Below are 22,759 nucleotides of genomic sequence, written 5' to 3'. Positions count from 1 at the left end.
GCACCCAGCGCTGCTCGGCTCCCCCCGTTCTCATCGCCTCCGCGTCTGACGACGCTTCGCTCTTCGAACTGTCCCCCTCACGGGTGAGGGGGACAGCTTGACCGCCGTCGAGGCGCGTCAAGCGGGGGGAGCCGTCCGAGCACGCTGCGGCTCGGCGGCTACTTCAGCCCGAGCGTGCTGGCCTTCTGGTCGCCGAGACCGAGCTGGCGCACGGTGCGGAGCATCTGCTCTAGCGCCGTCGCGTCGGCGGCGTCCTCGGTCTGCGCCATCAGCTTCACGAGTAGCGCCGAGAGCGTGAGGTTCTTCACGTCGTCCGTGCCCAGGCCAGTCTGCGCCACGAGGCCGCGCACGCGGGCGATGAGCCCGTCGCCCAGCATCGGGACACCGCCGTCGGCGCCGTCGCCGAGCGCACCGCCGCCGAGCGCGCCCTCGCCGTAGAGGAACGCCTCCTTGACCTCGCTGAGCACGTCCGAGCCGTCCACGAGGCGGTCCACCGACCGGCCTTGCGTGATCGCCCCGACGATCTTCTCGAAGAACATCGACTCCCCACCGACGATGTCGATGTTGGCCGCTTCGAGGCCGGCGCGGAGCACCTCGGCCTGCGCCAGCGCGATGTCCTTCTGGACGGCGATCTGCGCCAGCTCGACCTCCTTGTCCTTCTCCAGGCGGAGCTTGAACTCCTCGTGCTCCTTGCCGACGCCGTCGAGCACCTTCATCGACTCGGCCTTCTGGCGGATGCCGTCGGCTTCGGCGGCGTACTTCCGGCTCATGACCTCCGCTTCGGCGGAGCCCTGCGCCTCCGTAGCATCGGCGAGGGCCTTCTTGCCCTCGGCCTCGGCGAGCGCTTTGGCCTGGATGGCCTCCGCCTCGGCGCTGGCTTTCAGCTTGAGCACGTCGGCCTCGGCGGTGCCCTCCTCGCGGACGGCGGCGGCGCGGGCCTCCATCACGCGGACCTCCGAGAGGCCCACGGTGGCTTCCTCCTCGGCGCGCGCGGCGGCGAGCGTCTTCATAGCGGCGGCCTCCTTCTCGGCGGCCTCCTGCTCAGCCTCGGCCTCGACGACGCGCTGCTGCGCGGCCTCGACGGCGGCGAGGCGCTTCGCCTCGGCGGCTTTCGTCTCCTGCACCTTCGCCTCTTCGGCGAGCTGCTCGGCATACGTCAGCGCGACCGACTTCGTGCGCTCGGCCTCGGCGGTGGCGCGGGTGTCCTTGATCTTTTCCTCCTCCTCGACGACCGACTTCTCGACCATCACGCGCTCGCGGATCACGGTCTGGATCGTCTTGCGCTCCTCTTCGAGCGCCTTCTCCTTCTCGATGCGGGCGAGCTCGACCACGCGCTCGCGCTCGGTGGCTTCGAGCTGGCGGTCCTTCTCCACGCGCTCCGTCTCGACGGCATCAGTGCGCAGGCGGTTCTTCTCCGCGACGAGCACCTGCCGCTGCTTGTTCTGCTCGGCAACCTCGACCTCCTCGTCGGTCTGGATGCGGGCGCGCTCAGCTTTGAGGCGCTCCTCCTGGCGTACGCGCTCCGTCTCGGCAGTCTCGCGCGCCTGTACGGTCTCGACTTCACGGCGCTGGCTCGCCTCTTTTTCCGCAAGCTGGCGTTCCAGTTCGAGGATGGCCTCGCGGGCCTCCACGTCCTGCTTCTTGAGCGTCTTCTCCTTCTCGCGGTTGATCTCGTTGGCGAGCACGGCCTGCCGCGCCGTCAGGTCGGTGATTTTCTTGATGCCCTCCGCGTCGAGGATGTTGTCCGGGTCGAGCGTCTCGACGGGCGTCTGCTCCAGGTAGTCGATGGCCGCGTCTTCGAGCGCGTAGCCGCTCAGGTCAGTGCCGATCACGTTGAGGATGTCCTCCTTGAACGTCTCGCGGCTGTTGTAGAGGTCGACGAAGTCGTAGTTCTTGCCGACCGTCTTGAGCGCCTCCGAGAACTTGGCGTCGAACAGCTCGATGAGCGCCTGCGGGTCCGAGGCACGCACGGTGCCAATGGACTCGGCGACGGTCTGCACGCTCTGCTCGTCCTTGTTGACCTTCACGAAGAAGGCCACCTGGATGTCGGCGCGCATGTTGTCCTTGCAGATGAGGCCGTTCTTGCCCGTGCGCGAGATCTCGACGCGCTTGAGCGAGATGTCCATCAGCTCGGAGCGGTGGACCACCGGGAAGACGTACATCCCCGAGAAGGCGACCTTCGTGCCGCCGACACCGGTGCGCACGAGGGCACGGCCTTGCTCGACCTTTTTGTAAAACTTGGCGACCAGGGCAATTAGCCCAAGGGATATAAGCGCGACAAAGCCGACAACGACCGCGGCGATGTTATAGAATGCTTCCATGACAGAGAGGGTGGGGCCAGAAAAACGTTGAAACTGGAGGGCGGCAGCGAGCCGCAAGGATCAGACCGTGGCCTGCTGGACGGCGACGGGATCTACGAGGTAGACCTGCCCGTCGTCGCTGCGGGCGACCACGAGGGCGCGTTCTCCGCGCGCGACCCGCTCGCCGGGCTGGGTGGTCTTGACGGTGAGCAGCAGCGGCGCGCCGTCGGTGGCGAGCTCGGCCTGCCCGAGCCGCTCGTGGTCGATGGCGGTGAGCGCCGTGCAGACGCGCCCGATAATCTGCACCGGAGCCTCTGCGGCTTTGAGCTTGCGGAAGAGGACCGCGAGCGGCCATGTGAGCACCTTCGTCGCGAGGATGGCCAGCAAAGCGCTGCCGCCTAGCCCGACGAGCGCACCGAGGCCGAGCACGAAGAACCCGATGGCGGCGGCCGTCCACCAGCTCAGCACGAACACGCTGAAGACGACCATGAACGGCACGATGCCGAGGTGCAGGAACGACAGCGCCTGCTGCCACCCCGAGAGTCCGGTATCCACATCCGCATCGACTTCGAAGTCGAGGTCCACGTCCGCGTCCGTCGCGTCGAAGTCCACGTCGAGGAAGTCGAGGTCGAGCGCGCCCAGGATGACGAACAGCCAGTAGACCCCGACGATGGCGAGGAGGACCGTGAGGGGCAGCAGCGGGCCCGAGGATAGAAACTCCAGCATGAGCGGCTCGGCTCGGCGCTACAGACCCTCATTCGGGCGCAGCGCCAGTGGGGGCGACGGCCCGCAAGGATAACGCGGACCCCCTCGTGGAGTCCAGCATCCGCGGGCGTTGCCGAAAGACACCGGTGGTATACGCAACCTACCCGTCTGGTTACGGGAGCGCTTCCGATTGTGCCCTATCCAAGCATTTTAAAGCGCCTAGCATAACCATGGTGTACATCGCCCAGGCGCTGGCTCTCCACCGGGTGCCCGTTGGTCACTGCACCGGGCAGTGTAGGGCGGAGGGTGCCGTCGCCCTCGTAGATGCGCCACGTCCCCACGAGCCGCTTTCGGGCGACGGCACACTCCTCCGCCAAAGTCGTTGCGTCAGCAAGTCGCTACGTCAACGCCGATGCGCCGATGGCATTTGTTACCTACAGGCGAGGGCGCACTCGCGTGCGCGCCAACCTTGCTGAGTAGACACCCACAGGGTAGCCGAGGCTGCGTGGGGCAACCGGCTGCCGTGACCGCGAGCGGTGTTTGTGGGTAGACGAGCGGTCGCCAGCGGCCCCGAGCGGCGACATGGAGGGCACCGATCTGTCTCCGTGAGCCTGCTTCCGTAGCCCCTCCGCACAGACGGCAGGATGTGACAACGACCGCATGCAACGGAGCCGCGCGAACCTGCGTAGTGCTCCGGTCGTCCACGGGCTGCGCGCACACTTCACGCAACCGACACCCCGGTGTGACACATAGAAGCACTGCAGGGTATACCCTTGGAGCTACGAACGTTGCCACGGGTCTCACCGCGCGCCGGTACGTGCCTGTCCACCAGGTGCTCCGCTCCCCTTCTCCTTCGCCCTTCTCCCCTTCGACTCCCCACCGCCATGCGCATCGGTACGCGCCTGCTCCTGCTGCTCCTCGTCGGAGCGCTCGCCCTCCCGGTCTTTGCCCAGCGCCCCGGCGGACGTCCCGGCGGCCCGCCCGGACAGATGCGCGGCGGCGCCATCACCGGCACCGTCATCGACGCCGACACGGGGCAACCCGTCGAGCTCGCCACGGCGACCGTGTGGAGCGCACGCGACTCGTCGCTCGTGACGGGCGCGCTCACCGACGCCGAGGGCGGCTTCGACATCCGCCCGCTGCGGCCGGGGCGCTACTACCTCACGCTCACCTACGTCGGCTACGTCAACCAGCGCATCGACGACCTCGCACTGCGACCCGGCAGCCTCGTCGCCGACCTCGGTACCCTCGAACTCGTCCCGGACGCGGCGCTCCTGGAGGGCGTCCAGGTGGAAGGCATCCGTGACGACATCGAGGTGCAGGTGGATCGCACCGTCTTCAACACCGCCGACCAGATCGCGGCCGACGTCGGCTCGGTGACGGATCTCCTGCGCAACGTCCCGGCCATCGAGGTCGACATCGACGGCAACATCAGCCTGCGCGGCAACCAGAACGTCGCCGTCCAGATCAACGGCCGGCCGGTCCCGATCACGGGTGCGTTCCTAGCGAGCTACCTCCAGCAGCTGCCCGCGTCGAGCGTCGAGCGCGTCGAGGTGATCCCCAACCCGAGCGCGAAGTACGAGCCGGAGGGCCTCGGCGGCATCATCAACATCATCCTGAAGGAGAACACCGACCTCGGCCTCTCGGGCGGCCTCACGGCGGCGGCCGAAACCATCGGCGGCTACAACGTCTCGGGCAACGTCGGCTACCAGCGCGGGCCGTGGACCACGTTCGTGACCTACGGGCTCCGCCGCAACGTCCGCGAGTCCGGCGGCATCAATGACGCCGACTTCACCCTCCCGCTCGCCGAAGACGGGACCCCGCGGCTCGACACCCGATTCACCGACGACGATGGCGAGAGCCAGAGCCTCGGCCACCTCCTGAGCGCCTCGGCGGACTACAAGCTCTCACCCAAGATGACGCTCTCGGCCTCGGGCCGCCTCAGCCTCGGGTTCGGCAGCGACGAAGAAGTCAACTTCCGCAACGAACTCTTCGACGACGGCAACCGCCTGCAGTCCTTCCGCCTCAGCGATGAGGACGAGGATGACCTCAACGGCGACCTGGCGCTCACGTTCTCACGCGTGCAGGCACGCTCTACGGACGAGCTCACCGTCGAGGCCCGCTACACCGCCGACGCCCGCGACGACTTCAGCGTGTTCACGGAAGGCTCAGCCCTTGTCGACGGCGCCGTCGCCTCGCCGACGGTGACCGAGCGCAACACGACCGACCGCTTCAAACAGGAGGGCTCGCTTCAACTCGACTGGGTGAAGCCTCTCGGCGATCTCAGCCTCGAAACCGGCTTCCGCAGCGAGTTCACCCGCACCGACGACGACTTCGTGGTCGACACCCTCGCGCTCGACGCCTTCCAGTCGGTCGGCGAACTCTCGAACAGCTTCGTGTTCGACGAGCAGGTCCACGCCGTCTACGGCCTCCTCAGCCGCAGCTTCGGCCCGCTCAGCCTCAAGGCCGGCGCGCGTCTGGAGCAGGCCTTCACCACGTTCGACCTCGCACAGCCCGCGCCGGGTCAGGACGATTCGGGTGCTTTCGACAACGACTACTTCAGCGTCTTCCCGAGCGCCTTCGCCACCTACCAGTTCACCGACGGCGTCTCCGCACAGGCCAGCTATAGTCGCCGCATCAACCGCCCGTCGACGCGCGCGCTCAATCCGTTCGAAAACCGCGAGGACCCCCTCAACGTGCGCGTCGGCAATCCGGGTCTGCAGCCCGAATACACGGACTCGTATGAGGTCGGCCTCACCTGGTTTACGCCGAAGACGACGCTCACCGTCACGCCGTTCTATCGCCGCACCACGGACGCCATCACGCGCTTCTCTACCCCGCCCGACGACAACGGCCGCACCGTGCGCACGTTCGTCAACTTCGACACGGAGGAGAACTACGGCGTCGAGACCGTCGGCAGCCTCCGCTTTGGCCAGCGCTTCAGCAGCTTCGTGACGCTGAGCGCCTACCAGTTCCAGACGGACGGGCAAAACGCCGACACCGACCTCGCGGCCAACGGCTTCCAGTGGAGCTTGCGCGGCAACCTGTCCTACAACTTCCCGACCGGGACGGCGGTGCAGTTCTTCGGCTTCTACCGCGCACCGCGCGACATCCCCAACGGCCTCATCGAGGCGTTCTCGTTCACGAACCTCTCGGTCCGCCAGAAGCTGCTCGACGACCGCGCGAGCCTCGCCGTGACGATGGGCGACGTGTTTGACACGGCCGGCTTCGAGTTCGCCATCCGTGACCGCTTCAGCGACCGGGTGGGCGAGCGGCGCTGGCAGGCACGCTTCCTGACGTTCACGTTCAACTACACGTTCGGCCAGCAACCACAGCGGCGTCCCGACCGCCAGCGCGGCGGTCGCGGACAAGGCGGCGGCGACGAGTCGACGGACTTCTAGGGCGCGCTGGAGCCCCAAGCGCCCGACCGCGACCAAGTTCCAGAATCGCGCATCGGGTCGACGCTCTCTGAAAATCTAACAGCGAGGCCTGCACGGTATGGCCCTGCAGGCCTGGGAGGCGGTTCTGGGTTTGGCATGGTCCTGGGAATGCCGGGTGGCACCAGGCTCTCCGCCCGCGGTGGAGTCTGCACCCACGCTCACCCACGCTTCCCCGCTCACCCATGCGCCGCTTGATCGCTCGCCTCCGCATCCTCTACGCCTCTCGCTGTCGCCTGCACACATGGGACGAACCGTACCACCCGTACACATCCCCTTCGTGAGAGCGCGGGTCTTTCTGAGTCGCCCCGCGCACACAGGGGCGCTCCTACCGCCGTTGCCCTCCGTGGAGACCGCCCTCTGCTGAGACGCAACGGCGGTATTTTTTCGGATGACCCGGCCCTGGATCCTGCTCGCCCTCCTGCTCCTGACGGGATGCACCCCCGATGGCGCGCGCGAGGGCCAGCGCGGCCTCGACGCCTACCTCGCGGGCGACCTCGAAACAGCGGCGGTCGCCTTCGGCGAGGGCCTGCAAGCCACAGACACGCCCGACGCCGACCTCGACGTGCGCGCGCGGCTGCTCTACGACCTCGGCCTCGTGCGCCACGAGGAAGGCGACGCCGAGGCTGCTATCGACCTCTTCGAGCAAGCGGCGCAGATCGCGCCGACGCGGCGGGCGCAGGCGCGGGCGCGCTACAACGCCGGGACCGCCGCCGCCCTCGCGCAGGACTTCGAGGCGGCACTCGACCACCTCCGCCAGGCGCTCCTGCTCGACCCGCGCTACGCCGAAGCGAAGGTCAACTACGAACTCGTAAAGCGGCAGCTGGACGGCGACCAGCCCGAGCCGCCGGAGGAGCAGCCTCCGCCCGAGCCGTCTGCCTTTGCCGAGGAGGTGAAGGCCCGTGCCGACTCCCTCATCGCGTCGCTCCGCTACGCTGACGCTCTTGAGGCCATGCAGGCGGGCTTGGCCGTGGATTCGACGGTGGAGGCCTATGCTGACTTCATCACGCGGCTCCAGGGCGTCGTCGGAATCGAAGAGACCGCGGAAGGTCAGCCTGCGCCATAGGCCCGATTCCTACAGCGAGGCCCGATCCATACGGCGCCACTTTAACCCAGGATATCCAGAGGCCTTGCCGACACAGGTGTGGCACAAAAGAATGGGGCCGCAGCTTCTCCCCCAAGAGCTGCGGCCCCAGGCGCACCGGCGGAACCGCCGGTGAACGCTAGAAGACCAATCGCACCAGGTGCGACGGGATAAAACATAGGAGGCCACCCTTAGGAATTCAAGGCATTGAGCCATATCGTTTCACCTCATTTATGCGAGCAACATCAGGATCTAAATAAAAAGCGCTTTCTTCTTCGATTTTCCCGTCGAAAAACTGAACATCCCCAACGTTTCTTCACATTACACGAGCCTACAGGAGCACGCCCCATTGAGTGACAGAGTGGTGTCACTCAATGGGGCGATCCTTGGTGGAGTACCTGTTCCATCGACGTGCCCAGCTTGTCCTATGGCTGTCTCTCCAGACGATCTCCGCCGCCTCAGCGCCCCCTTTCCCAACGACGACATTGAGTGGAAGCCCGGGGCGACCACGCGTGACCGCAAAAAAGGTCTAGCGATGGCCTACCTCACGAGTCGCGCCATCCAGGACCGCCTGGACGAGGTGTGCGGGCCAGGCAACTGGCGGAACGAATTCGCACCGGGGCCCGAGGGGGGCGTCCTGTGCGGCCTCTCCATTCTCGTGCACCGCGAGGGAGCTAACGCGCCAGAGTGGGTGACCAAGTGGGACGGCGCCGAGAACACCGAGTTCGAATCGGTCAAGGGTGGCCTATCCGGCGCGCTCAAGCGGGCCGCCGTGCAGTGGGGCATCGGCCGCTACCTCTATTCGATGCCAGCGCAGTGGGTGGCGCTCGACGAGCGCGGGCGGTTCGCATCTCCCCCACGGGTCCCGGCGAAGTACCTCCCCGAGCCCCAGCGCACGACGCGCCAGGGCCCCCACAACGAGCGCCCCCCAGCAGACCCGTTCGGTGGTGTGCACGGGGACGGTTCGCAGCGCGGTAGCGCCCCGAGCAATGGCTCTCAGGGCGACAGTGCACCGCGTAGCCGGGCTTCTAATACGCGCGTCATTCGCAAGGCCAACGGTCAGCGCCCCCGCTAGCCCTGCGCAGACGCTACTCGACGGCCGACGCGCAAGAACGGCGCAGGTAGTAGCCACAGACCGCCGGACGACGGTCGGAAGCCGTGAAGGTCGGAACGACCGACTTCCCATACGGTTTGACTCCTTCCGCAGCGCACGTCTACCTTGGCTGCCCTGTCGCCCCTGCTGACCCACCACCCGCGTTCTTGCGCCGACTGCTACCCCTCTGGCTCGGACTGCGTCTGCGCGCCCTGCTCTTTGGCATGGCGCTCCTCGTGGGCTTGGTTGCAGCGCCTGATGTCCAGGCGCAGTGGGAGGCGGTCGCCCCAGCAGAGCGCCTCAGTGCTGGGCAAGCCGCGACAGCGTTCTTCGACTGGACCGGTTCGCAGCCGTTCGCAGGAGTGCGCACGGAGCTTCCCGTCGGATGGGAACTCCGCGATGCCTGGGCCACCGGCCGCGATGGCGCTCAGATGCCCCTCGCACTCACCACCGATGAGCAAGGGCGCATCCTAGCCACGGCGGCCCGCCCGCTGCGAGGCCGGCTCCGCGTCGCGCTGCGCTTCGAGGTCGGAGTCACTCGCGGTCCCGAGCGCGTTCCCCTCGTACCGCTTGTCCAGGAGAGCGAGCGCGTGCGAGCCCTCGAAACACGGCGGCGCGTCTGGCAACCCTATGTCATCGAGACAAGTCGGCGCAACGCGGCGCTGCGTCCCGCCCGAGAACGCACCCCTCTGTCGCTGCGCCGAGACGCGCTCCCCGCACTCGATGCCGGCATGCCGTTCACGCTCGAACTCTGGATGCAGACGGTCAGCACCGACGAGGTCGTGCTCTCCACCTGGAATGGTCTCGACGGCGCACCCTACCCGCTCGAACTGACTGTGGCCGACGACGGTCACCTCCTCTTCTACAGCGGCGCCCGCGACCGCCATCACGGTATGCGCACCCCCGCGCCCGTCGCCGACGGGCAGTGGCACCACCTGGCCATCGTTCAAGACCCACGCGGAGGCTGGTCACGGCTCTACCTCGACGGAGCGTCGGCGGACTCGCTGCGCATCGCAGCACGCACCGACAACGACCACCCCCTCACGCTCGGCCAGCGCCTCCTAGCACAGGAAGCCAACGCCCAAGCGGCTGGCTACACAGGTCTCTTGGATGAGGTGCGCGTGTGGCCCCAGGCACGCACCGAGACGCAGCTTCGGCGCACCATGCGGCGCCAACTCACCGACGTCCCGCGCGGCGTGGTTCGCCTCGGCTTCGACGCCGTCCCGCCGCCCCGTCTGCTCGCACGCGACCTGGACGCGTGGCCCACCGAGCGCGGCGACCTGACGTTCTCGTTCCCCATCGAGCGCCTTGACGCTCAGGCGCAGGATGGCTTCGTCAATCTGTCGTGGGAAACGCAGGACCGCGAAAACGAAGCCTTCGTGGTCGAACGCTCGCCCGACGGCGAGACGTTCACCGCCGTCACGCGCCTTGAACTGAGCGACCGCATCGCGGAGGCAGCCAACGGCGCGATGCGCTTCGGCTACACGGACCTACCTCCCGCTGGGCAAGTGCTCTACTACCGCGTTCGGCAGGTCTTCGGCGAGGGTCCGGATCGCATCTCAGGAGCAGTCAAGCTAGGCCTCGGCGCGACCGATGGCGAGTTGCCCCTCACGCTCGTGAACTCGCCCAACCCCTTTCCCGACCGGACGCTCATCCGCTTCGAAGTCCCTTCGGCACAGCGCGCGGAGCTCTCGGTGTGGGACGTCTCGGGCCACCAGGTCGCGCTGCTGGTCGACCGCGAGGTGGCCGCAGGGGCGCATGAGATTCCATTCGACGCACGCGATCTGCCGAGCGGCGTCTACTTCGTGCGCCTCTCGACGCCGCAGACGAGCATCACGCACAAGATGACGCTGGCGCGGTAGCACGCAGGCCTCGCGTCGGTGCTGGCCGGACCCAGGCGGATCTGTGATCCTCGACGCGCACGGCTTGCGCGGATACGGGCAGCGGCGCTAGGATGCCGCTGGCCTTTCTCCTCCGTCCCCGCGCCCCAATGCTCCGTCGCCTCTCGCTTTTCGCCTTGCTGCTCACCGTTGTCGCGCTCAGCGTGCCGCCTGTGGTCGCACAAGACCTCGATGCCGCACTCGCCCGGCTGCGGCTGCTCGCGCCGCCCCTTGACGGGATGATGGCGCGGGTCGATGGATGCTCAGCCGCCACAGGCAACGGGGTGTGGAGCGCGCTCGCCCTCATCGAGGCGGAAGAGCGCCAGCAGCGCGCTCTCTCCGGTCGGGCCCGGGCCAGTTTCGCCAGCGACGCCACCGACGAGCGCTCCCTCTACCGGCTCGCCGTCGGCGTGAGCCTCGACCGCGGCGAATATCCCGGCGAGATCAACTTCAGCGCGGCCACCGACGTCACACTTCAGGATGGGACCGTCCAGGAGAATGTCTCGTCGCTCACGCTCTCCTACGACCACCACCTCTCGCCCAACTTCGAGACCTACGCCTTCGTCAAGCGCGACACCGACAACTTTCTCGGCATCGACCAGCGCTACGAAATCGGAGGGGGGCTGATCGGGCAGACGTACACGTGGGACACCCGCAAGCGGACGGCCCTGCGCAAGCGCCTGGACAACCTGCCGAGCTACGTCACGGCCGAGGGCGATAGCGCGCGGGCAGCCGCCGCCGCCGCCCTTGCCGAGACCGACTGGTTCCGCTGCCTTGCTGCCGCCCACGCCGACTCGACCACGCAGGGCGCGCTCCTGGCAGGCGTCCTCGCCGACCTCGATGCCCTTCGGCCCTATGCGACGTTTGCCGAGCGTGTGGTTCGGAAGCGCCACACCATCCTCCGGCTTGGCCTCCTCGCCGGGCCCTTCTTCGAGTTCGAGCAGTCGACCGTCACGGCTCGCCGCGTGCTCGGGATGGACACCACCAGCGTCGACGTGGAGTTAGGCGGCAGCACGATTCCACGCTTCGAGGTGCGCCCGACGCTCACGCTACGCGACGCCTTTGAGCGCGTCCGCTTCGACCTCCGGCCCTACTTCAAATTCCCACTCTACGACTTCGACGGCTGCGGCTCGGGCGAAGGGCGGTGCAACTATCGCATCGACGCGACCGCGCGCCTGACCTTCCGACTCGCCGACATCGGGTCGAGCGGCTCGGTGAGCATCGCGCCCGTCTACACGATCGCCTATGACAACGACCCCCCGCGCCTCCCCCAGAGCGTGATCGACGCAGCCATTGCCGAGGGCGCCCAGTTCGTCAACACGGCGATGCCCAAGACGCACCACATCTTCCGCTTTGCCCTCGTCGTCGGGTTCGATTGACGGCGATGGCTCCCTAGCAGTCCAGAGGCGTCTCTGGTCAGGCCGAAGAGTAGGCCATCTACAGGCCGCGCAACCCGGTCACGGATCGTCCGTTCCAGAACACGAACGATGTCACGAGCCTGCCTGCGTCCGCCATGCCCCGCGCCAAAGCCTTCGACGAAGCCGCTGTCCTGGAACGCGCCGCAGCCCTCTTCTGGGACCGGGGCTATGAGGCCGTGTCGATCCAGGACCTCGTGGACCACCTCGGCCTGAGCCGCAGCAGCCTCTACGACACGTTCGGCGGCAAGCAGGCACTCTACCTCGCCGCGCTCGACCGCTACCGTGGTACTGAGGTAGACCCGCTCCAGCAGTTGGGCGACGCACTCGGCTCGCCCCGCGCAGGCATTGAAGCCTACCTCCGCGCCGTCGTGGACGATGCTGCCGCAAACTGTCTCGGCTGCTTTGTAGTCAACGCCACCGCTGAGCGTGCCCCGCACGATCCGGAGACGGCCGAGCGGACGGCTGAGAGCCTCACGGTGCTCCAGGCCCGCTTCGAACGCGCCGTCCGGCAGGCGCAGGCGCAGGGCGAGATCGGCGCCGACCGCAACCCAACGGCGCTGGCGCGGCTCCTCGCCAACACGGTCTACGGCCTCCGGGTGACCGCTCGCGTGAGCCCCGACCGCGCGGTCCTCGACGACGTGGTGGACCAGACGATGCAGTTGCTCGGCTGAGGGGTCGAGGGTCGAGGGTCGAGGGTCGAGGGTCGAGGGTCGAGGGTCGAGGGTCGAAAAGGTGCAGCGCTGGGTGTGGTATGTCCAGTCAAAATGCCGTAGCTCCGGGCTGCCTCCGTAACCGCTCAGATTTTCTCCTGCTCCATTCTGGAACATTCGTTCCGATACATGTTTCAACGGGCCATCACGCTTTTCAATCAGCCCAACCCACTCCTCTCATGGCCTCCCTCTCTGGCAAAGTCGCCCTCGTCACCGGTGGCAGCCGCGGTATCGGCGCCGCGACCGCCCAGCGTCTCGCCGCCGACGGCGCGACCGTGGCGATCTCCTATAACTCCTCGCCCGACCGCGCTAACCAAGTCCTCGCGACCATCGAAGCGGCCGGTGGTACCGCCGCCGCATTCCAGGCCAACGCCGCCGATGCCGACGCGGCCAATGCCCTCGTCGCGCAGGTCGTCGAGCGCTTCGGCGGGCTCGACATCCTCGTCAACAACGCGGGCGTCTACCTCGTCGGCCCTATCGCCGAGTTCTCGGACGCCGAGTTTGACCAGAGCATCGACGTGAACGTGCGCGGCGTGTTCGCCACGCTCCGGGCTGCCGCGCCTCACCTCCGTGAGAACGGCCGCGTCATCAACATCGGCAGCGTCGTCGCCTTCGTCGGCTTCCCGGGCGCGTCGATCTACAGCGCCACGAAGGCCAGCGTCGGCGCGATCACAGCTTCGGCGGCGAAGGAGTTCGGCGCCAAGGGCATCACCGTTAACACAGTCCACCCCGGCCCCATCGACACGGAGATGAACCCCGGCGATCCCGACGTGAACCCGGCTGCGGGCATGATGGCCGGCGCGACCGCCCTCGGCCGCTACGGGACCGCCGAGGAAATCGCCAGCGTCGTCGCGTTCCTCGCCTCGCCCGAGGCCAGCTACGTCTCCGGCGCGCAGATTGCCGTCGACGGCGGGATGACCGCGTAGCGAAGTGCGACGGCTGAAGTGCGAAGGCTGAAGTAGCACGTCCGACACCGCACTGGTCTGAGCGGCGGGGTGATCTTAGGGTTGCTTCGCCGCTTCCCTTTCCTGTCAACCAACCGTCTCGCTGACCGATGCCGACTCCGTCTGATCCTGCTTTCTGGAACGTGCGCTTCGGCGCTGAGGCGTTCGCCTACGGGACCGCGCCCAACGCCTTCGTTGCCGAGGCCGTCCCGACGCACGTCGCTCCGGGCTCGACCGTCCTCGAACTTGCCGCAGGCGAAGGCCGCAATGCGGTGTGGATGGCAACCCGGGGCTATGGCGTCACCGCCCTCGACTTTGCCGCAGAGGGCCTCGCCAAAACCAACGCGTTAGCAGCTGAGCATGGCGTCACGGTCGCCACCGCACAGGCGGACGTGACGGCGTGGGACCCGCCTCAGGAGTGGGACGCCGTCGTGGCGACGTTTCTGCATCTTCCCGAGGCTGTTCGCCCGGCGGTCTATGCCCTTGCCCGTCGCGCGCTGCGGCCCAGCGGCCTGTTCATCGCGGAGTGGTACCGCCCCGAGCAAATCACTGGCGGCTACACGAGCGGCGGGCCAAGAGACGTGACGATGACGGTGTCCTCGGACGAGGTGCTCGCCCACTTCGGGCGCGATCCGCGCGACAATGCGGGGCTCCTCGTGCTCGATACGGTCGAGGCCGTGCTCGACGAGGGGCCGTATCACCAAGGTCTCGCCGCGCTCACGCGGGTGGTGTGGAAGAAGCCAGGGGCGTGACGGTCAGTCGTTCACTGTGCTCTCGCGAATCGGCACGTCGAAGAACGTGTCCGGGAACGGCTCGTCGCGGAGGGTGAAGTGCCACCACTCGCGGGCGTAGTTGCGGAAGCCGTGGCGGTCGAGCAGCGTACGCAGGAGCAGCCGGTTGCGCCGCGCCTCGGTGTTGGCCTCCGGGTTCTCGGTATGGGCGAGGGCGTCGAAGAAGTCGTAGCGTGTGCCCATCGGGAGCGGTTGGCCGGTAGCGGCGTCCGCGAGCGTGAGGTCGACGGTGCTGCCGCGACTGTGGCCCGAGCGCGCGGCGATGTAGCCGTAGGCGAAGAGCGAGTCCTTCGGCACGGCGGGGTAGTAGCGCGCCTTCATCAGCGTGTCGGCGGGCACGGACGCCCAGCGTACGAAGTGGTCCACGGCGCGCTGCGGGCGGTAGCAGTCGAACACGACCAGCGTGAGCCCGAACGCCGCTGCCTCGGCCTGCGCCGCTGCGAGCGCCTCGGCCGCCGGACGCGTCAGCCAGCACGACGGCGCCTCGTAGCCGTCTATGCGGGTGCCGACGAAATTCTCGCTGGTCGCATAGCGCACGTCTTGCACGATGCTCGGCGCGACCTGGGCGAGCGGCACGAGCGGCATGTCGTCTGATGCGTCGTCCTGCGCCCACGCTGGGACTGTGAGCAGAAGGGCAAGCAGGGGGCTAGGCAGACGCATCGGCTGTCATCGTCAGCCCTCCTTTGGATAGAGTAAGCGGATGCGACCTGACCTACCAGGAGCGCTAGGCCGCTGAATGCTAGCGATGAACGGGAGTTGGTGCTCAATGAGAAGCTGCTTCACCTTCGGATAGGAGTCAATAAACGCGCGAGCTAATTCGTCCGTCTTTGCGTTGGCGCTCAGCACGAAATACGCAAGCCTGGCCCGAAGTACTGCCTCGCGTTGTGCAGGCCGACGGTACACGTTGCGATCGTTGGAGAGAGCCACATAGCCATGCTCTGCTACCCACGCTAACCACTCCTCGTCGGGAGCTGTGTCTACGAAGTGGTCGCGATGACGCACTACGCGAATGCCTGCAGCTTCGAGCATGCTGGGAAAGCGCGCACCAAGGCATCGATCAATGAAAAAGGTCGGCTCAGTATCGCTCACCCTACGGCCTCTCGTAGAGGAGCGCGTCTTTGACCTGTTTGATCGAGACCTGGTAGTCCTCAGCTAACTCCTCTACGGTCTCCCCGATATCGATCCGGCGTTTAACCACCTCAGTACTAATGCCCGTCCCGGACAGCGTTGGATGTCCAAAGGCAACGCGGGGGTCAACTACCACTGACTTCGTAGCAACGCCTGCGTCTGGTAGCGGAAAGAAGCGAGTCGGCAGGTTGGTCTGTTCGTCCCATTCAATACGTTCGAGATAGCTTTCGAGAACGTGTCGAATGGCCAACTGGCCAGACTGCGACAGGTTAATGAGCTGCCCCAGCCGATCCCAGAACAGATCTCCGGACACACGCAACTCTCGGCGGAGCAGGAGGTGCTTTACGTCCAACTCAGCCTCTGCGTAGGCTACCGCCTGACGGATGGCCTTCATGGGAACACGGTAGCGCTCACGAAGCGCTCGGAGCACGAACGCTTCGACAAGGTTGCTGAACGAGAGACGCGAGTCTGCTTCATCGGGTCGACGAATTAGCGGAGGCATCATGCCTTCGGAGTCGGTCTGCTCCTGCACCCAGCTTCGAAGCGTAGAGTGTGATACGCCTACGATGTGAGCGGCCTCCCGCTGCGCGTAAAGCGGGATGTGCCGAGGGTCGCGGCCGCCGTATAGGTCAAAGGGAGGCATGGAGAAAAGCCGACTGTATGGAAGAGGCGAAACGTACCGAAGACTCGAAAGTGCCTCAACGTCAGCAAAATGAGGTAGACTATCTGACCTCAGCAACAATCAAACCTAGGCACAGTCGGTGTCATCTGTGCGTCGCTACGCAGCCACATCGGCCGTTGTTGTGTGCGTGCGCTTCATCACGATGGGCATGCGGCGACCGAGGCCGAACGCCTTCGTGGTGACGCGGAGGCCCGGCGCAGCCTGGCGGCGCTTGTACTCGTTGCGGTCCACCATGCGCAGGATGCGCCCGACGAGCGCGGCGTCGTAGCCCGTCTGCGCCACGATGGTGTCCAGCGGGAGGTGGTCCTCGATGTAGCAGCGTAGGATGTGGTCGAGGACGTCGTAGGGCGGGAGGCTGTCGGAGTCCTGCTGGCCCGGCTTGAGTTCGGCGGACGGCGGCTTCGTGATCGTGGTCGACGGGATGACCTCGCGGCCCGCGCGCTCGTTGATGTGCCGCGCGAGGGCATAGACCTCCTGCTTGAACACGTCCGAGAGCACGGCCAGCCCGCCCGACATATCGCCGTAGAGCGTCGCGTAGCCGACCGCCATCTCCGACTTGTTGCCGGTCGTGAGGAGGAGGTAGTTGAACTTGTTCGACACCGCCATCAGCGTCAGCCCGCGCGCGCGCGCCTGGATGTTCTCCTCGGCGACGTTCTCCTCCGTGCCCGCGAAGACGTCCGTGAGCATCGTCCCGAAAGCGTCCACGGCCGGGCGGATCGAGACCTCGTGGAACTCGATGCCGAGCGCGTCGGCGAGCGCCTGCGAATCAGAGACCGAGCCCGACGACGAGTAGGCCGACGGCATCGTGATCCCGACGACCCGCTCCGGCCCAAGCGCGTTCGCCGCGAGCGCGCACGTCACCGCCGAGTCGATGCCGCCGGAGAGCCCGATGAGCGTCTTAGCGAAGACCGGCGTCTTGGCGAAGTAGTCGCGGATGCCGAGCACGAGCGCGTCGTGGAGGTCGGCGATGGAGGCCTCCGCGTGCGGCTGTTCTGCCGTGTGGCCGTTCTGCCGTGAGGGGGCTGCACCGTTCTCCGCCGCACTCGTCCAGTCCCAGACAGCATAGCCTTCCGCAAAGCTGGAGAGCGTGACGAGCGGCGTACCGTTGGCATCGAGTACGCGGCTGTCGCCGTCGAAGATGATCTCGGTGTTCGCGCCGATCTGGTTGACGAACACGAACGGCAGGCCGTGCTCGCGGCAGGCGTCGACGAGGATCTGGCGGCGCGTAGCCTGCTTCGTCATCGAGAACGGGCTCGCGCTGATGTTGACGAACAGTTCGGCCCCCTGCTCGGCGAGTTCGTCGATGGGGTTCTCGTCGTAGAGGTGGTAGTCGGCGTGCTCCTCGTTATTCCACATGTCCTCGCAGATGTGGAGGCCAAGCCGTCGCCCGCGCCACGTCACCACGCGTCGTTGCGGGGCGGGCTCGAAGTAGCGGTACTCGTCGAACACGTCGTAGGTCGGCAGCAGCGTCTTGTTGACCTGCGCCACGATGGCGCCGCCGTCGAAGAGCAGCGCGGCGTTGTAGAGCCGCTTGCCGGTGTGGTCGGTGTTCGGCACCGGCGCGCCCACGATCACGCCGAGCTCGGGCGGCAGGTCCACAGCGAGGCGATCGAGCGCGGCCTGCACGTCGGCGATGAACCCGGGGCTGTCGAGAAGGTCGAGCGGGGGATAGCCGGTGAGGCACAGCTCGGGGAAGACGGCAAGGTCGGCCCCGTCTTCGGCGGCACAGCGCGCCCAGCCGAGGATACGCTCGACGTTGCCGTCGAGGTCGGCGACCGTGGGGTTGATCTGGCAGAGCGCGATGCGCATAGCTACGGGTCGGAAGGACGGAATGAGAACGGAGCAGGGACGCTGCTACGTCGGAAAATCGCGCGGGTTTGGTTGGGCCAGCAGGCAGCTTTTTTCTTCGTCGCCGGTCGAATTGGCCGTATTCAGATTGCGCTGATTCGTCGGTCTCGGGTAGCCCGGCACGAGCCTTGCAGGTTTCCCCGATATCTTAAGGGCGACACGTAGGCCGTCTCGCGCCGTTCTCTTTCACCGGATTCCGCGTCCCATGCAGGTCCCGACTGACCCCGTTGCCGCTACGAAACTCCGCAGCGCCACCCTGGCGAGCGAGGCGGTCGAGCGGGCCTTCGGGCACCGCGTTCGCGTCCGCGCCGCTGGGCTGCTCTTCGACCGCGCCGAGAACCCGGAGCGCGTGCTGCTGCTGAAGCACGACGGGCTGTGGGACGACGGGCCGTTCTGGTCGCCCCCGGGCGGCGCCATCGAGTTTGGCGAAGCGCTCAGCGAGGGCGTCCGCCGAGAGTTCGAGGAGGAAGCGGGGCTCTCGGTGCGCGTGGGCGAGCCCGCCTACGTGCTCGACTTCGTCCGCCCCCCGCTGCACGCGGTGTCGTTCTACTTCCGCGTCTACCCCGCCGATGGTGACTACGCAGACCTCGAAAGCCGCCTTCGCACCGGCACCGACCCCGAGCTCCTCGCCGACGGCGTACAGCTGCTCCAGGAAGCGCGGTTCATCCCACTCGACGACCTAAGGCACCTCCGGCTCTATCCCGAAGGCCTTGCGGACCGCCTGCCCCGCGACGCCCGTGCGGGCTTCCCCAACGGTACACAGTACCTCGGCACGCTGCGGTAGAGAATCGCGTGAGGAAATGAGGCGAACGAGGTAACGCGGCGCCTCGTCGCGCGTACGTTCGTGCTTCCCCTAGCACGCGCCCTCTCTCATGGCCTATCCCATTCCTGCGACGCCCTCAGCCCGCTGGGCGATGCTGGCGTATCTCGGCGTCGTAGCCGTGCTCGCCTACGTCGCGGCGCTCGCAGTCGAAGGCGCGGACCTCGCGGCGCGGGCGTATGCGTTGCGGTACGTGGGCTTGCTCGTCGCAGGTGGCGTTGCGATCGCGGTACCCCACGTGCTCTTCCCGGACCCCGAAACGGAAGCGCTCCACCTCGCCAACCCATCGCCTGCGGCGCTGCTCAGGCGGGTTGTGCGTCGCTGGGGTGCGGTCGTAGTTGCCACGGCGGTGCCGCTGGCGGTGCTGCCGCTCGGGGCACTCGGTACGGCACCGGGCAGCCTCGTCGCCGTGAGGGTGGCAGAGGCGATACTATTTGGGGTCGGGCTCGGACTCTACGCCCTCGGGCGCTATGCAGACCTCGGTGCTCGCTCGCAAGCCTGGGGCGAAGGGCAAGCCGGTCACCTCTACCGCCGGTACAAGGCCGCTGCGCCGGGTTTCGCTTTCCTCGTGCCCAACGGCGTCGTGCCGGGCCTCTTCACCACGGGGCGCATCTTCCTCGTCGGCTCGGCGGCGGTGATCGTGGCGACGGCGCTCGACGGGCGCGGCCTCGGCCTGTGGTCGTGGACGCCGAGCCTCGTCCTGCTCGCGCTCGCGCTCGCCCGGCTTCTCCGGCTGCGGGCCGCGTTCGACGCGGCGTTCTACCACACGCATGCATTCTACGCCGAAGCGTTCGCCGAGCCAGACGTAGTGCTCGCTGAGGGGCGCGCGGCGGCTCCCTATGACGCGGTCTACTGGATGCCCTCCGCGCTGCGCCCGCCCACCTGGGCCACGCTCACGCAGCTCGACCGGACGCTGCCGCTGGGGCGGTTCGTCTTTCTCGCGCTCGCGCTCCTCGCCGTGCTCTTTCTGATCGACGCGCCGGCGCAGACGCTCACCGTTGCGCTCGGCGCGTTCGTGGTGCTCAAGAACGCGGCGCTGCTGCGGGTGGTAGGGCGCGGCATCGCCCCGGCCCCGTTCGACTTGTGGATGCAGCAACCGTCGGCGTGGGTGTGGGTGCGCTTCGGGCTGAGCGCGCGGTGGGCCTTCCCGCTGGCGCTGCTGCTCGTCCTCGCGGTCTGGCTCGACCCCAATACGACGTGGGCGATGACCGGCGGCTGGATCGCACTCGACTTGCTTGCGGCGGCGGTGTTTGCGCTCGCTGCTACGCTCCGCACCGAGGTCGCGTACCGGCGGCAGTTTCGGTGAGGCGTTGGGCGTATCCAGGCGGACGCCTACTTTGCATCGCTCCCAGCTTCTTCTGGCCTGCCTTTCACGCCCATGGCCTTGGTCCCCCCACCACCGGATTCGTCTGACCCCACCTCGGCACCGTCGCCAGAGCCCTCGGTCGAGGAGCGTTTGGCGCGTCTGGAGGCGCGCGTGGACCGCCTCGTGGACGTGGTGCGGGACCTCCACGACCGGCAGGAGGGGCGACGCTCGGGACGGCGGCGCTCCGAGCCTCGCCGCTCTGATCCTGAACGTTCGCGACCGGCAGAGCGGAGCCCCGAACGCCCGCGCCTTCGTGAGGAACGTGCACGTCTAGCCGTGTCCGACGAGCGACGTGCATCCGGCAACGAGTCTTCGCTGATCAACGAGTCCTCCCTGATCAACGAGGTGCGCGAGCGAGCGTCGTTCGTGTTTCGGAGCGAGGACTGGCTCAACCGGCTCGGCATTGCGCTGCTGCTCATCGGGCTGGCGTTCCTCTTCCGCTACAGCATCGAGCAGGGTTGGGTGGGGCCGCTCGTGCGCGTCGGATTTGGTGTCGCGCTCGGGGCGGGGCTGATCGTGCTCGGCTTGCGGCTGCGGCCGAAGCGGCTGCGCTATGGGCAGGCGCTCATGGGCGGCGGCCTCGCCGTGCTCTACACGACGCTCTTCGCCGCCTTCCAGCTCTACGACCTCCTGAGCTACCCCGTCGCCTTTGGGGCGATGCTCGGCGTGACGGCACTCGGCTTCGTGCTCGCCTACCGCTGCGGCGACGTACTCGCGGCCGTCGTCGCGACGCAGGGCGGGCTGAGCACGCCGTTCCTGCTCCACACCGGCAGCGGCGACATTGCCGCGCTCGTCGGCTACACGTCCGTGCTCCTGACGTGTGCCTTTGCGCTCTACGCGCTACGTGGCTGGCGGACGCTCCTCGTCACCGCCATCGTGGGCGGCTGGCTGGTGCTCGGCATCGGACGGGCGGAGTTAATCGACCTCTTCGTCACGCAGCCACGCGGCTTGGACCACACGGTGCTGATTGTGGGCGTCGTCTACGCGGGGCTGCTCTTCGGTGGCGTGCCACTCTGGCGAGCCGTCCAGTACCACCGCGCACCGGAGCGCTGGCCGCGTCCCGCGATGAGCTGGTTCCAAGGCCGCGCGTGGGCCGAGGAGCCAGCGCGCCTGCTTGCGGTGCTCGTGCCGCTCGTGACGTGGGCGTTCATCGAGGATCTCTTCGAGGCACCAGAGTGGGGCCAGGGGCTGATCCTGCTGGGCACGGCGGCCGGCTACGCGGGGGCGCTCGGCTGGCTGCGCAGCCAGGAGCAGCCCGGGCTCGGCTCAGCGCACGGCGTGGCGGCGGTGTTGCTGGCCGCGATAAGCTGCGGCTATTTCTTCGACGACGACACCGGCGGGCTCGTTGCGTTCTCGCTGGTGATGGCGGCCACGCATGCGGCGGCCTACCGGCTGGGGGATCGGGGGCTCCGCGTCACCGGGCACGGCTTCGGCGCGTTGCTCGTGCTCTTCCTCGTCGTGCGTCTGGAGCGTAGCCTCGCCCCGCCGCCGTTCGTGACCGGCTACGCGCTGGCCGACCTCGCGGCGCTGGCGCTGCTCGGGGCCGCTGCCGCCACGCTCAAAAAAGGGCGTGCCCGGACGGCGTACCTCCTGGGGACGTATGTCCTCGGCCTCGGCTGGCTCTGGCGCGAACTGGAGCCGCTCGGCAACGGGCAGGCGCTCGTGAGCGTGGCCTGGGGTGCGGTGGCCCTCGGGGCGCTCGCGCTCGGCTGGCAGCGCCGCAGTGAGTTTGTCCGCCGAGTCGGGCTGGCGACGCTGCTCGTGGTCGTCGGCAAACTGTTCGTGGTCGACCTCGCCGAGTTGGACGCGATCTGGCGCATCCTGCTCTTCCTCGGCTTCGGCGCGCTGCTCATGCTCGTGAGCTACCTCGTCCCGAGCCTCTGGCGCAGCGACGACGAGGACCACAGCAAGGCAAGCAACGACAACACGTCCGGCGATGACGCCGCCGCAGCCTCGCCCTGACCGCGATTCCGGCCATACGTGTTGGACGCGGATCCTTAGTCCCGAGCCAGACCGCTTCGACGTGATCTCGCTCGGCATGGCGACTGGATCGACGATGGGTTAGCCAGACGCTTTTTTCTCTGCGTTGTAGAAAAAAGCGTAACCCACTGACGAGGCCTCCGTAGCGGCGCGCACCTCGTTGCTCTATATCGTAGAGAAAACACCCCACGCCGCACGAGTCCCCGAAGCTGGATGGAGACGATCACCCGCACCGAAGAGATGCTGCTGCTGGCCGCCTGCCGCCTCGGCGACGACGCCTACGGCGCCGACATCCGCGCCGAAATCGAGGCTGTCACGGGGCGGCGCTACTCCGTGGGCGGGGTCTACGTCCCGCTCGACCGGCTCGTCCGCAAGGGGCTGCTGGAGACAGAGGAGGGCGCGCCGACGGCCAAGCGCCGGGGCCGCCCGCGCCGACGCTACCGCGTCACCTCTGCCGGGTTCGCCGCGCTGCGCGCCGCCCGCGACCTCCACGAGGCGATGTGGGCCCGGCTCCCCGAGCTCGCCTGGAAACGCCTCGGGCTCTCTCTGTCTGGCCTGGGCCTTTCCCGATGA

The 22,759-nt window shown here is 67.5% G+C and carries 17 protein-coding genes; 12 read left to right on the top strand and 5 right to left on the bottom strand.

The annotated features are described in order from the left end of the window. Nucleotides 1-158 precede the first annotated feature (158 nt). Together AAFU51_17330 and AAFU51_17325 are read right to left on the bottom strand one after the other, a co-directional pair. On the bottom strand, nt 159-2,321 hold the full coding sequence (locus AAFU51_17330; GenBank protein MEO1573016.1) for a flotillin family protein: 2,163 nt from the start codon (nt 2,319-2,321) through the stop codon (nt 159-161). 60 nt (nt 2,322-2,381) lie between these two features. Continuing rightward, the gene (locus tag AAFU51_17325; GenBank protein MEO1573015.1) at nt 2,382-3,026 is read right to left on the bottom strand and encodes a hypothetical protein; all 645 of its coding nucleotides are present in this window, start codon (nt 3,024-3,026) and stop codon (nt 2,382-2,384) included. Nucleotides 3,027-3,889: 863 nt separating this feature from the next. Between AAFU51_17325 and AAFU51_17320 the strand changes: the two genes are divergently transcribed. The 8 genes from AAFU51_17320 (at nt 3,890) to AAFU51_17285 (ending at nt 14,323) form a co-directional block, all read left to right on the top strand. Continuing rightward, a complete protein-coding gene (locus AAFU51_17320) occupies nt 3,890-6,406 on the top strand; it encodes an outer membrane beta-barrel family protein (protein MEO1573014.1) in 2,517 nt (838 codons plus the stop codon). Nucleotides 6,407-6,833: 427 nt separating this feature from the next. Further along, on the top strand, nt 6,834-7,508 hold the full coding sequence (locus tag AAFU51_17315) for a tetratricopeptide repeat protein (protein ID MEO1573013.1): 675 nt from the start codon (nt 6,834-6,836) through the stop codon (nt 7,506-7,508). A gap of 445 nt (nt 7,509-7,953) precedes the next feature. Then, nucleotides 7,954-8,601: a Rad52/Rad22 family DNA repair protein gene (locus AAFU51_17310; protein MEO1573012.1), complete on the top strand. Its 648-nt coding sequence runs from the start codon at nt 7,954-7,956 to the stop codon at nt 8,599-8,601. A 185-nt stretch (nt 8,602-8,786) separates the two neighbouring features. Continuing rightward, nucleotides 8,787-10,481 carry a LamG-like jellyroll fold domain-containing protein gene (locus tag AAFU51_17305; protein ID MEO1573011.1) on the top strand — a complete coding sequence of 565 codons (1,695 nt, stop codon included), beginning with the start codon at nt 8,787-8,789 and terminating at the stop codon, nt 10,479-10,481. 128 nt (nt 10,482-10,609) lie between these two features. After that, complete coding sequence (locus tag AAFU51_17300) at nt 10,610-11,878, top strand: DUF481 domain-containing protein (protein MEO1573010.1); 1,269 nt, start codon at nt 10,610-10,612, stop codon at nt 11,876-11,878. Between the two features lie 134 nt (nt 11,879-12,012). Beyond that, a complete protein-coding gene (locus AAFU51_17295) occupies nt 12,013-12,588 on the top strand; it encodes a TetR/AcrR family transcriptional regulator (GenBank protein MEO1573009.1) in 576 nt (191 codons plus the stop codon). Between the two features lie 218 nt (nt 12,589-12,806). Beyond that, the gene (locus AAFU51_17290) at nt 12,807-13,553 is read left to right on the top strand and encodes a 3-oxoacyl-ACP reductase family protein (protein ID MEO1573008.1); all 747 of its coding nucleotides are present in this window, start codon (nt 12,807-12,809) and stop codon (nt 13,551-13,553) included. A gap of 128 nt (nt 13,554-13,681) precedes the next feature. Further along, nucleotides 13,682-14,323 (top strand): class I SAM-dependent methyltransferase, encoded by a 642-nt coding sequence (locus AAFU51_17285; GenBank protein MEO1573007.1) that lies wholly within the window; start codon nt 13,682-13,684, stop codon nt 14,321-14,323. Nucleotides 14,324-14,326: 3 nt separating this feature from the next. Here the strand turns inward: AAFU51_17285 and AAFU51_17280 are convergent, their stop codons facing one another. The 3 genes from AAFU51_17280 to AAFU51_17270 all read right to left on the bottom strand — a co-directional run bounded on the left by AAFU51_17280 (nt 14,327) and on the right by AAFU51_17270 (nt 17,981). After that, entirely contained in the window at nt 14,327-15,022 is a 696-nt protein-coding gene (locus tag AAFU51_17280; protein ID MEO1573006.1) for a M15 family metallopeptidase, read from the bottom strand. Nucleotides 15,023-15,452: 430 nt separating this feature from the next. After that, nucleotides 15,453-16,133 (bottom strand): DUF433 domain-containing protein, encoded by a 681-nt coding sequence (locus AAFU51_17275; GenBank protein ID MEO1573005.1) that lies wholly within the window; start codon nt 16,131-16,133, stop codon nt 15,453-15,455. A gap of 135 nt (nt 16,134-16,268) precedes the next feature. Beyond that, nucleotides 16,269-17,981, bottom strand: coding sequence for an NAD+ synthase (locus tag AAFU51_17270; GenBank protein MEO1573004.1), 1,713 nt, complete (start codon nt 17,979-17,981; stop codon nt 16,269-16,271). Nucleotides 17,982-18,225: 244 nt separating this feature from the next. On the opposite strand from AAFU51_17270, the gene AAFU51_17265 reads away from it, so the two are divergent. The 4 genes from AAFU51_17265 to AAFU51_17250 all read left to right on the top strand — a co-directional run bounded on the left by AAFU51_17265 (nt 18,226) and on the right by AAFU51_17250 (nt 22,759). Further along, nucleotides 18,226-18,804 carry an NUDIX domain-containing protein gene (locus AAFU51_17265; GenBank protein ID MEO1573003.1) on the top strand — a complete coding sequence of 193 codons (579 nt, stop codon included), beginning with the start codon at nt 18,226-18,228 and terminating at the stop codon, nt 18,802-18,804. An 88-nt stretch (nt 18,805-18,892) separates the two neighbouring features. After that, the gene (locus AAFU51_17260; GenBank protein MEO1573002.1) at nt 18,893-20,146 is read left to right on the top strand and encodes a hypothetical protein; all 1,254 of its coding nucleotides are present in this window, start codon (nt 18,893-18,895) and stop codon (nt 20,144-20,146) included. A 72-nt stretch (nt 20,147-20,218) separates the two neighbouring features. Next, the gene (locus AAFU51_17255) at nt 20,219-22,168 is read left to right on the top strand and encodes a DUF2339 domain-containing protein (GenBank protein MEO1573001.1); all 1,950 of its coding nucleotides are present in this window, start codon (nt 20,219-20,221) and stop codon (nt 22,166-22,168) included. A gap of 231 nt (nt 22,169-22,399) precedes the next feature. Then, on the top strand, nt 22,400-22,759 hold the full coding sequence (locus AAFU51_17250; protein MEO1573000.1) for a helix-turn-helix transcriptional regulator: 360 nt from the start codon (nt 22,400-22,402) through the stop codon (nt 22,757-22,759).

The organism is Bacteroidota bacterium (assembly GCA_039821555.1).
GTDB lineage: Bacteria > Bacteroidota > Rhodothermia > Rhodothermales > Rubricoccaceae > JBCBEX01.
The sequence above is the reverse complement of the archived record's forward strand: the minus strand, read 5'-3'. Positions and strand labels throughout refer to the sequence as shown.

Bases quoted from the DNA above. Each gene is read 5' to 3' on its own strand.
- AAFU51_17330 (MEO1573016.1), bottom strand. From the start codon at position 2,321: ATGGAAGCATTCTATAACATCGCCGCGGTCGTTGTCGGCTTTGTCGCG.
- AAFU51_17325 (MEO1573015.1), bottom strand. From the start codon at position 3,026: ATGCTGGAGTTTCTATCCTCGGGCCCGCTGCTGCCCCTCACGGTCCTC.
- AAFU51_17320 (MEO1573014.1), top strand. From the start codon at position 3,890: ATGCGCATCGGTACGCGCCTGCTCCTGCTGCTCCTCGTCGGAGCGCTC.
- AAFU51_17315 (MEO1573013.1), top strand. From the start codon at position 6,834: ATGACCCGGCCCTGGATCCTGCTCGCCCTCCTGCTCCTGACGGGATGC.
- AAFU51_17310 (MEO1573012.1), top strand. From the start codon at position 7,954: ATGGCTGTCTCTCCAGACGATCTCCGCCGCCTCAGCGCCCCCTTTCCC.
- AAFU51_17300 (MEO1573010.1), top strand. From the start codon at position 10,610: ATGCTCCGTCGCCTCTCGCTTTTCGCCTTGCTGCTCACCGTTGTCGCG.
- AAFU51_17295 (MEO1573009.1), top strand. From the start codon at position 12,013: ATGCCCCGCGCCAAAGCCTTCGACGAAGCCGCTGTCCTGGAACGCGCC.
- AAFU51_17290 (MEO1573008.1), top strand. From the start codon at position 12,807: ATGGCCTCCCTCTCTGGCAAAGTCGCCCTCGTCACCGGTGGCAGCCGC.
- AAFU51_17285 (MEO1573007.1), top strand. From the start codon at position 13,682: ATGCCGACTCCGTCTGATCCTGCTTTCTGGAACGTGCGCTTCGGCGCT.
- AAFU51_17280 (MEO1573006.1), bottom strand. From the start codon at position 15,022: ATGCGTCTGCCTAGCCCCCTGCTTGCCCTTCTGCTCACAGTCCCAGCG.
- AAFU51_17275 (MEO1573005.1), bottom strand. From the start codon at position 16,133: ATGCCTCCCTTTGACCTATACGGCGGCCGCGACCCTCGGCACATCCCG.
- AAFU51_17270 (MEO1573004.1), bottom strand. From the start codon at position 17,981: ATGCGCATCGCGCTCTGCCAGATCAACCCCACGGTCGCCGACCTCGAC.
- AAFU51_17265 (MEO1573003.1), top strand. From the start codon at position 18,226: ATGCAGGTCCCGACTGACCCCGTTGCCGCTACGAAACTCCGCAGCGCC.
- AAFU51_17260 (MEO1573002.1), top strand. From the start codon at position 18,893: ATGGCCTATCCCATTCCTGCGACGCCCTCAGCCCGCTGGGCGATGCTG.
- AAFU51_17255 (MEO1573001.1), top strand. From the start codon at position 20,219: ATGGCCTTGGTCCCCCCACCACCGGATTCGTCTGACCCCACCTCGGCA.
- AAFU51_17250 (MEO1573000.1), top strand. From the start codon at position 22,400: ATGGAGACGATCACCCGCACCGAAGAGATGCTGCTGCTGGCCGCCTGC.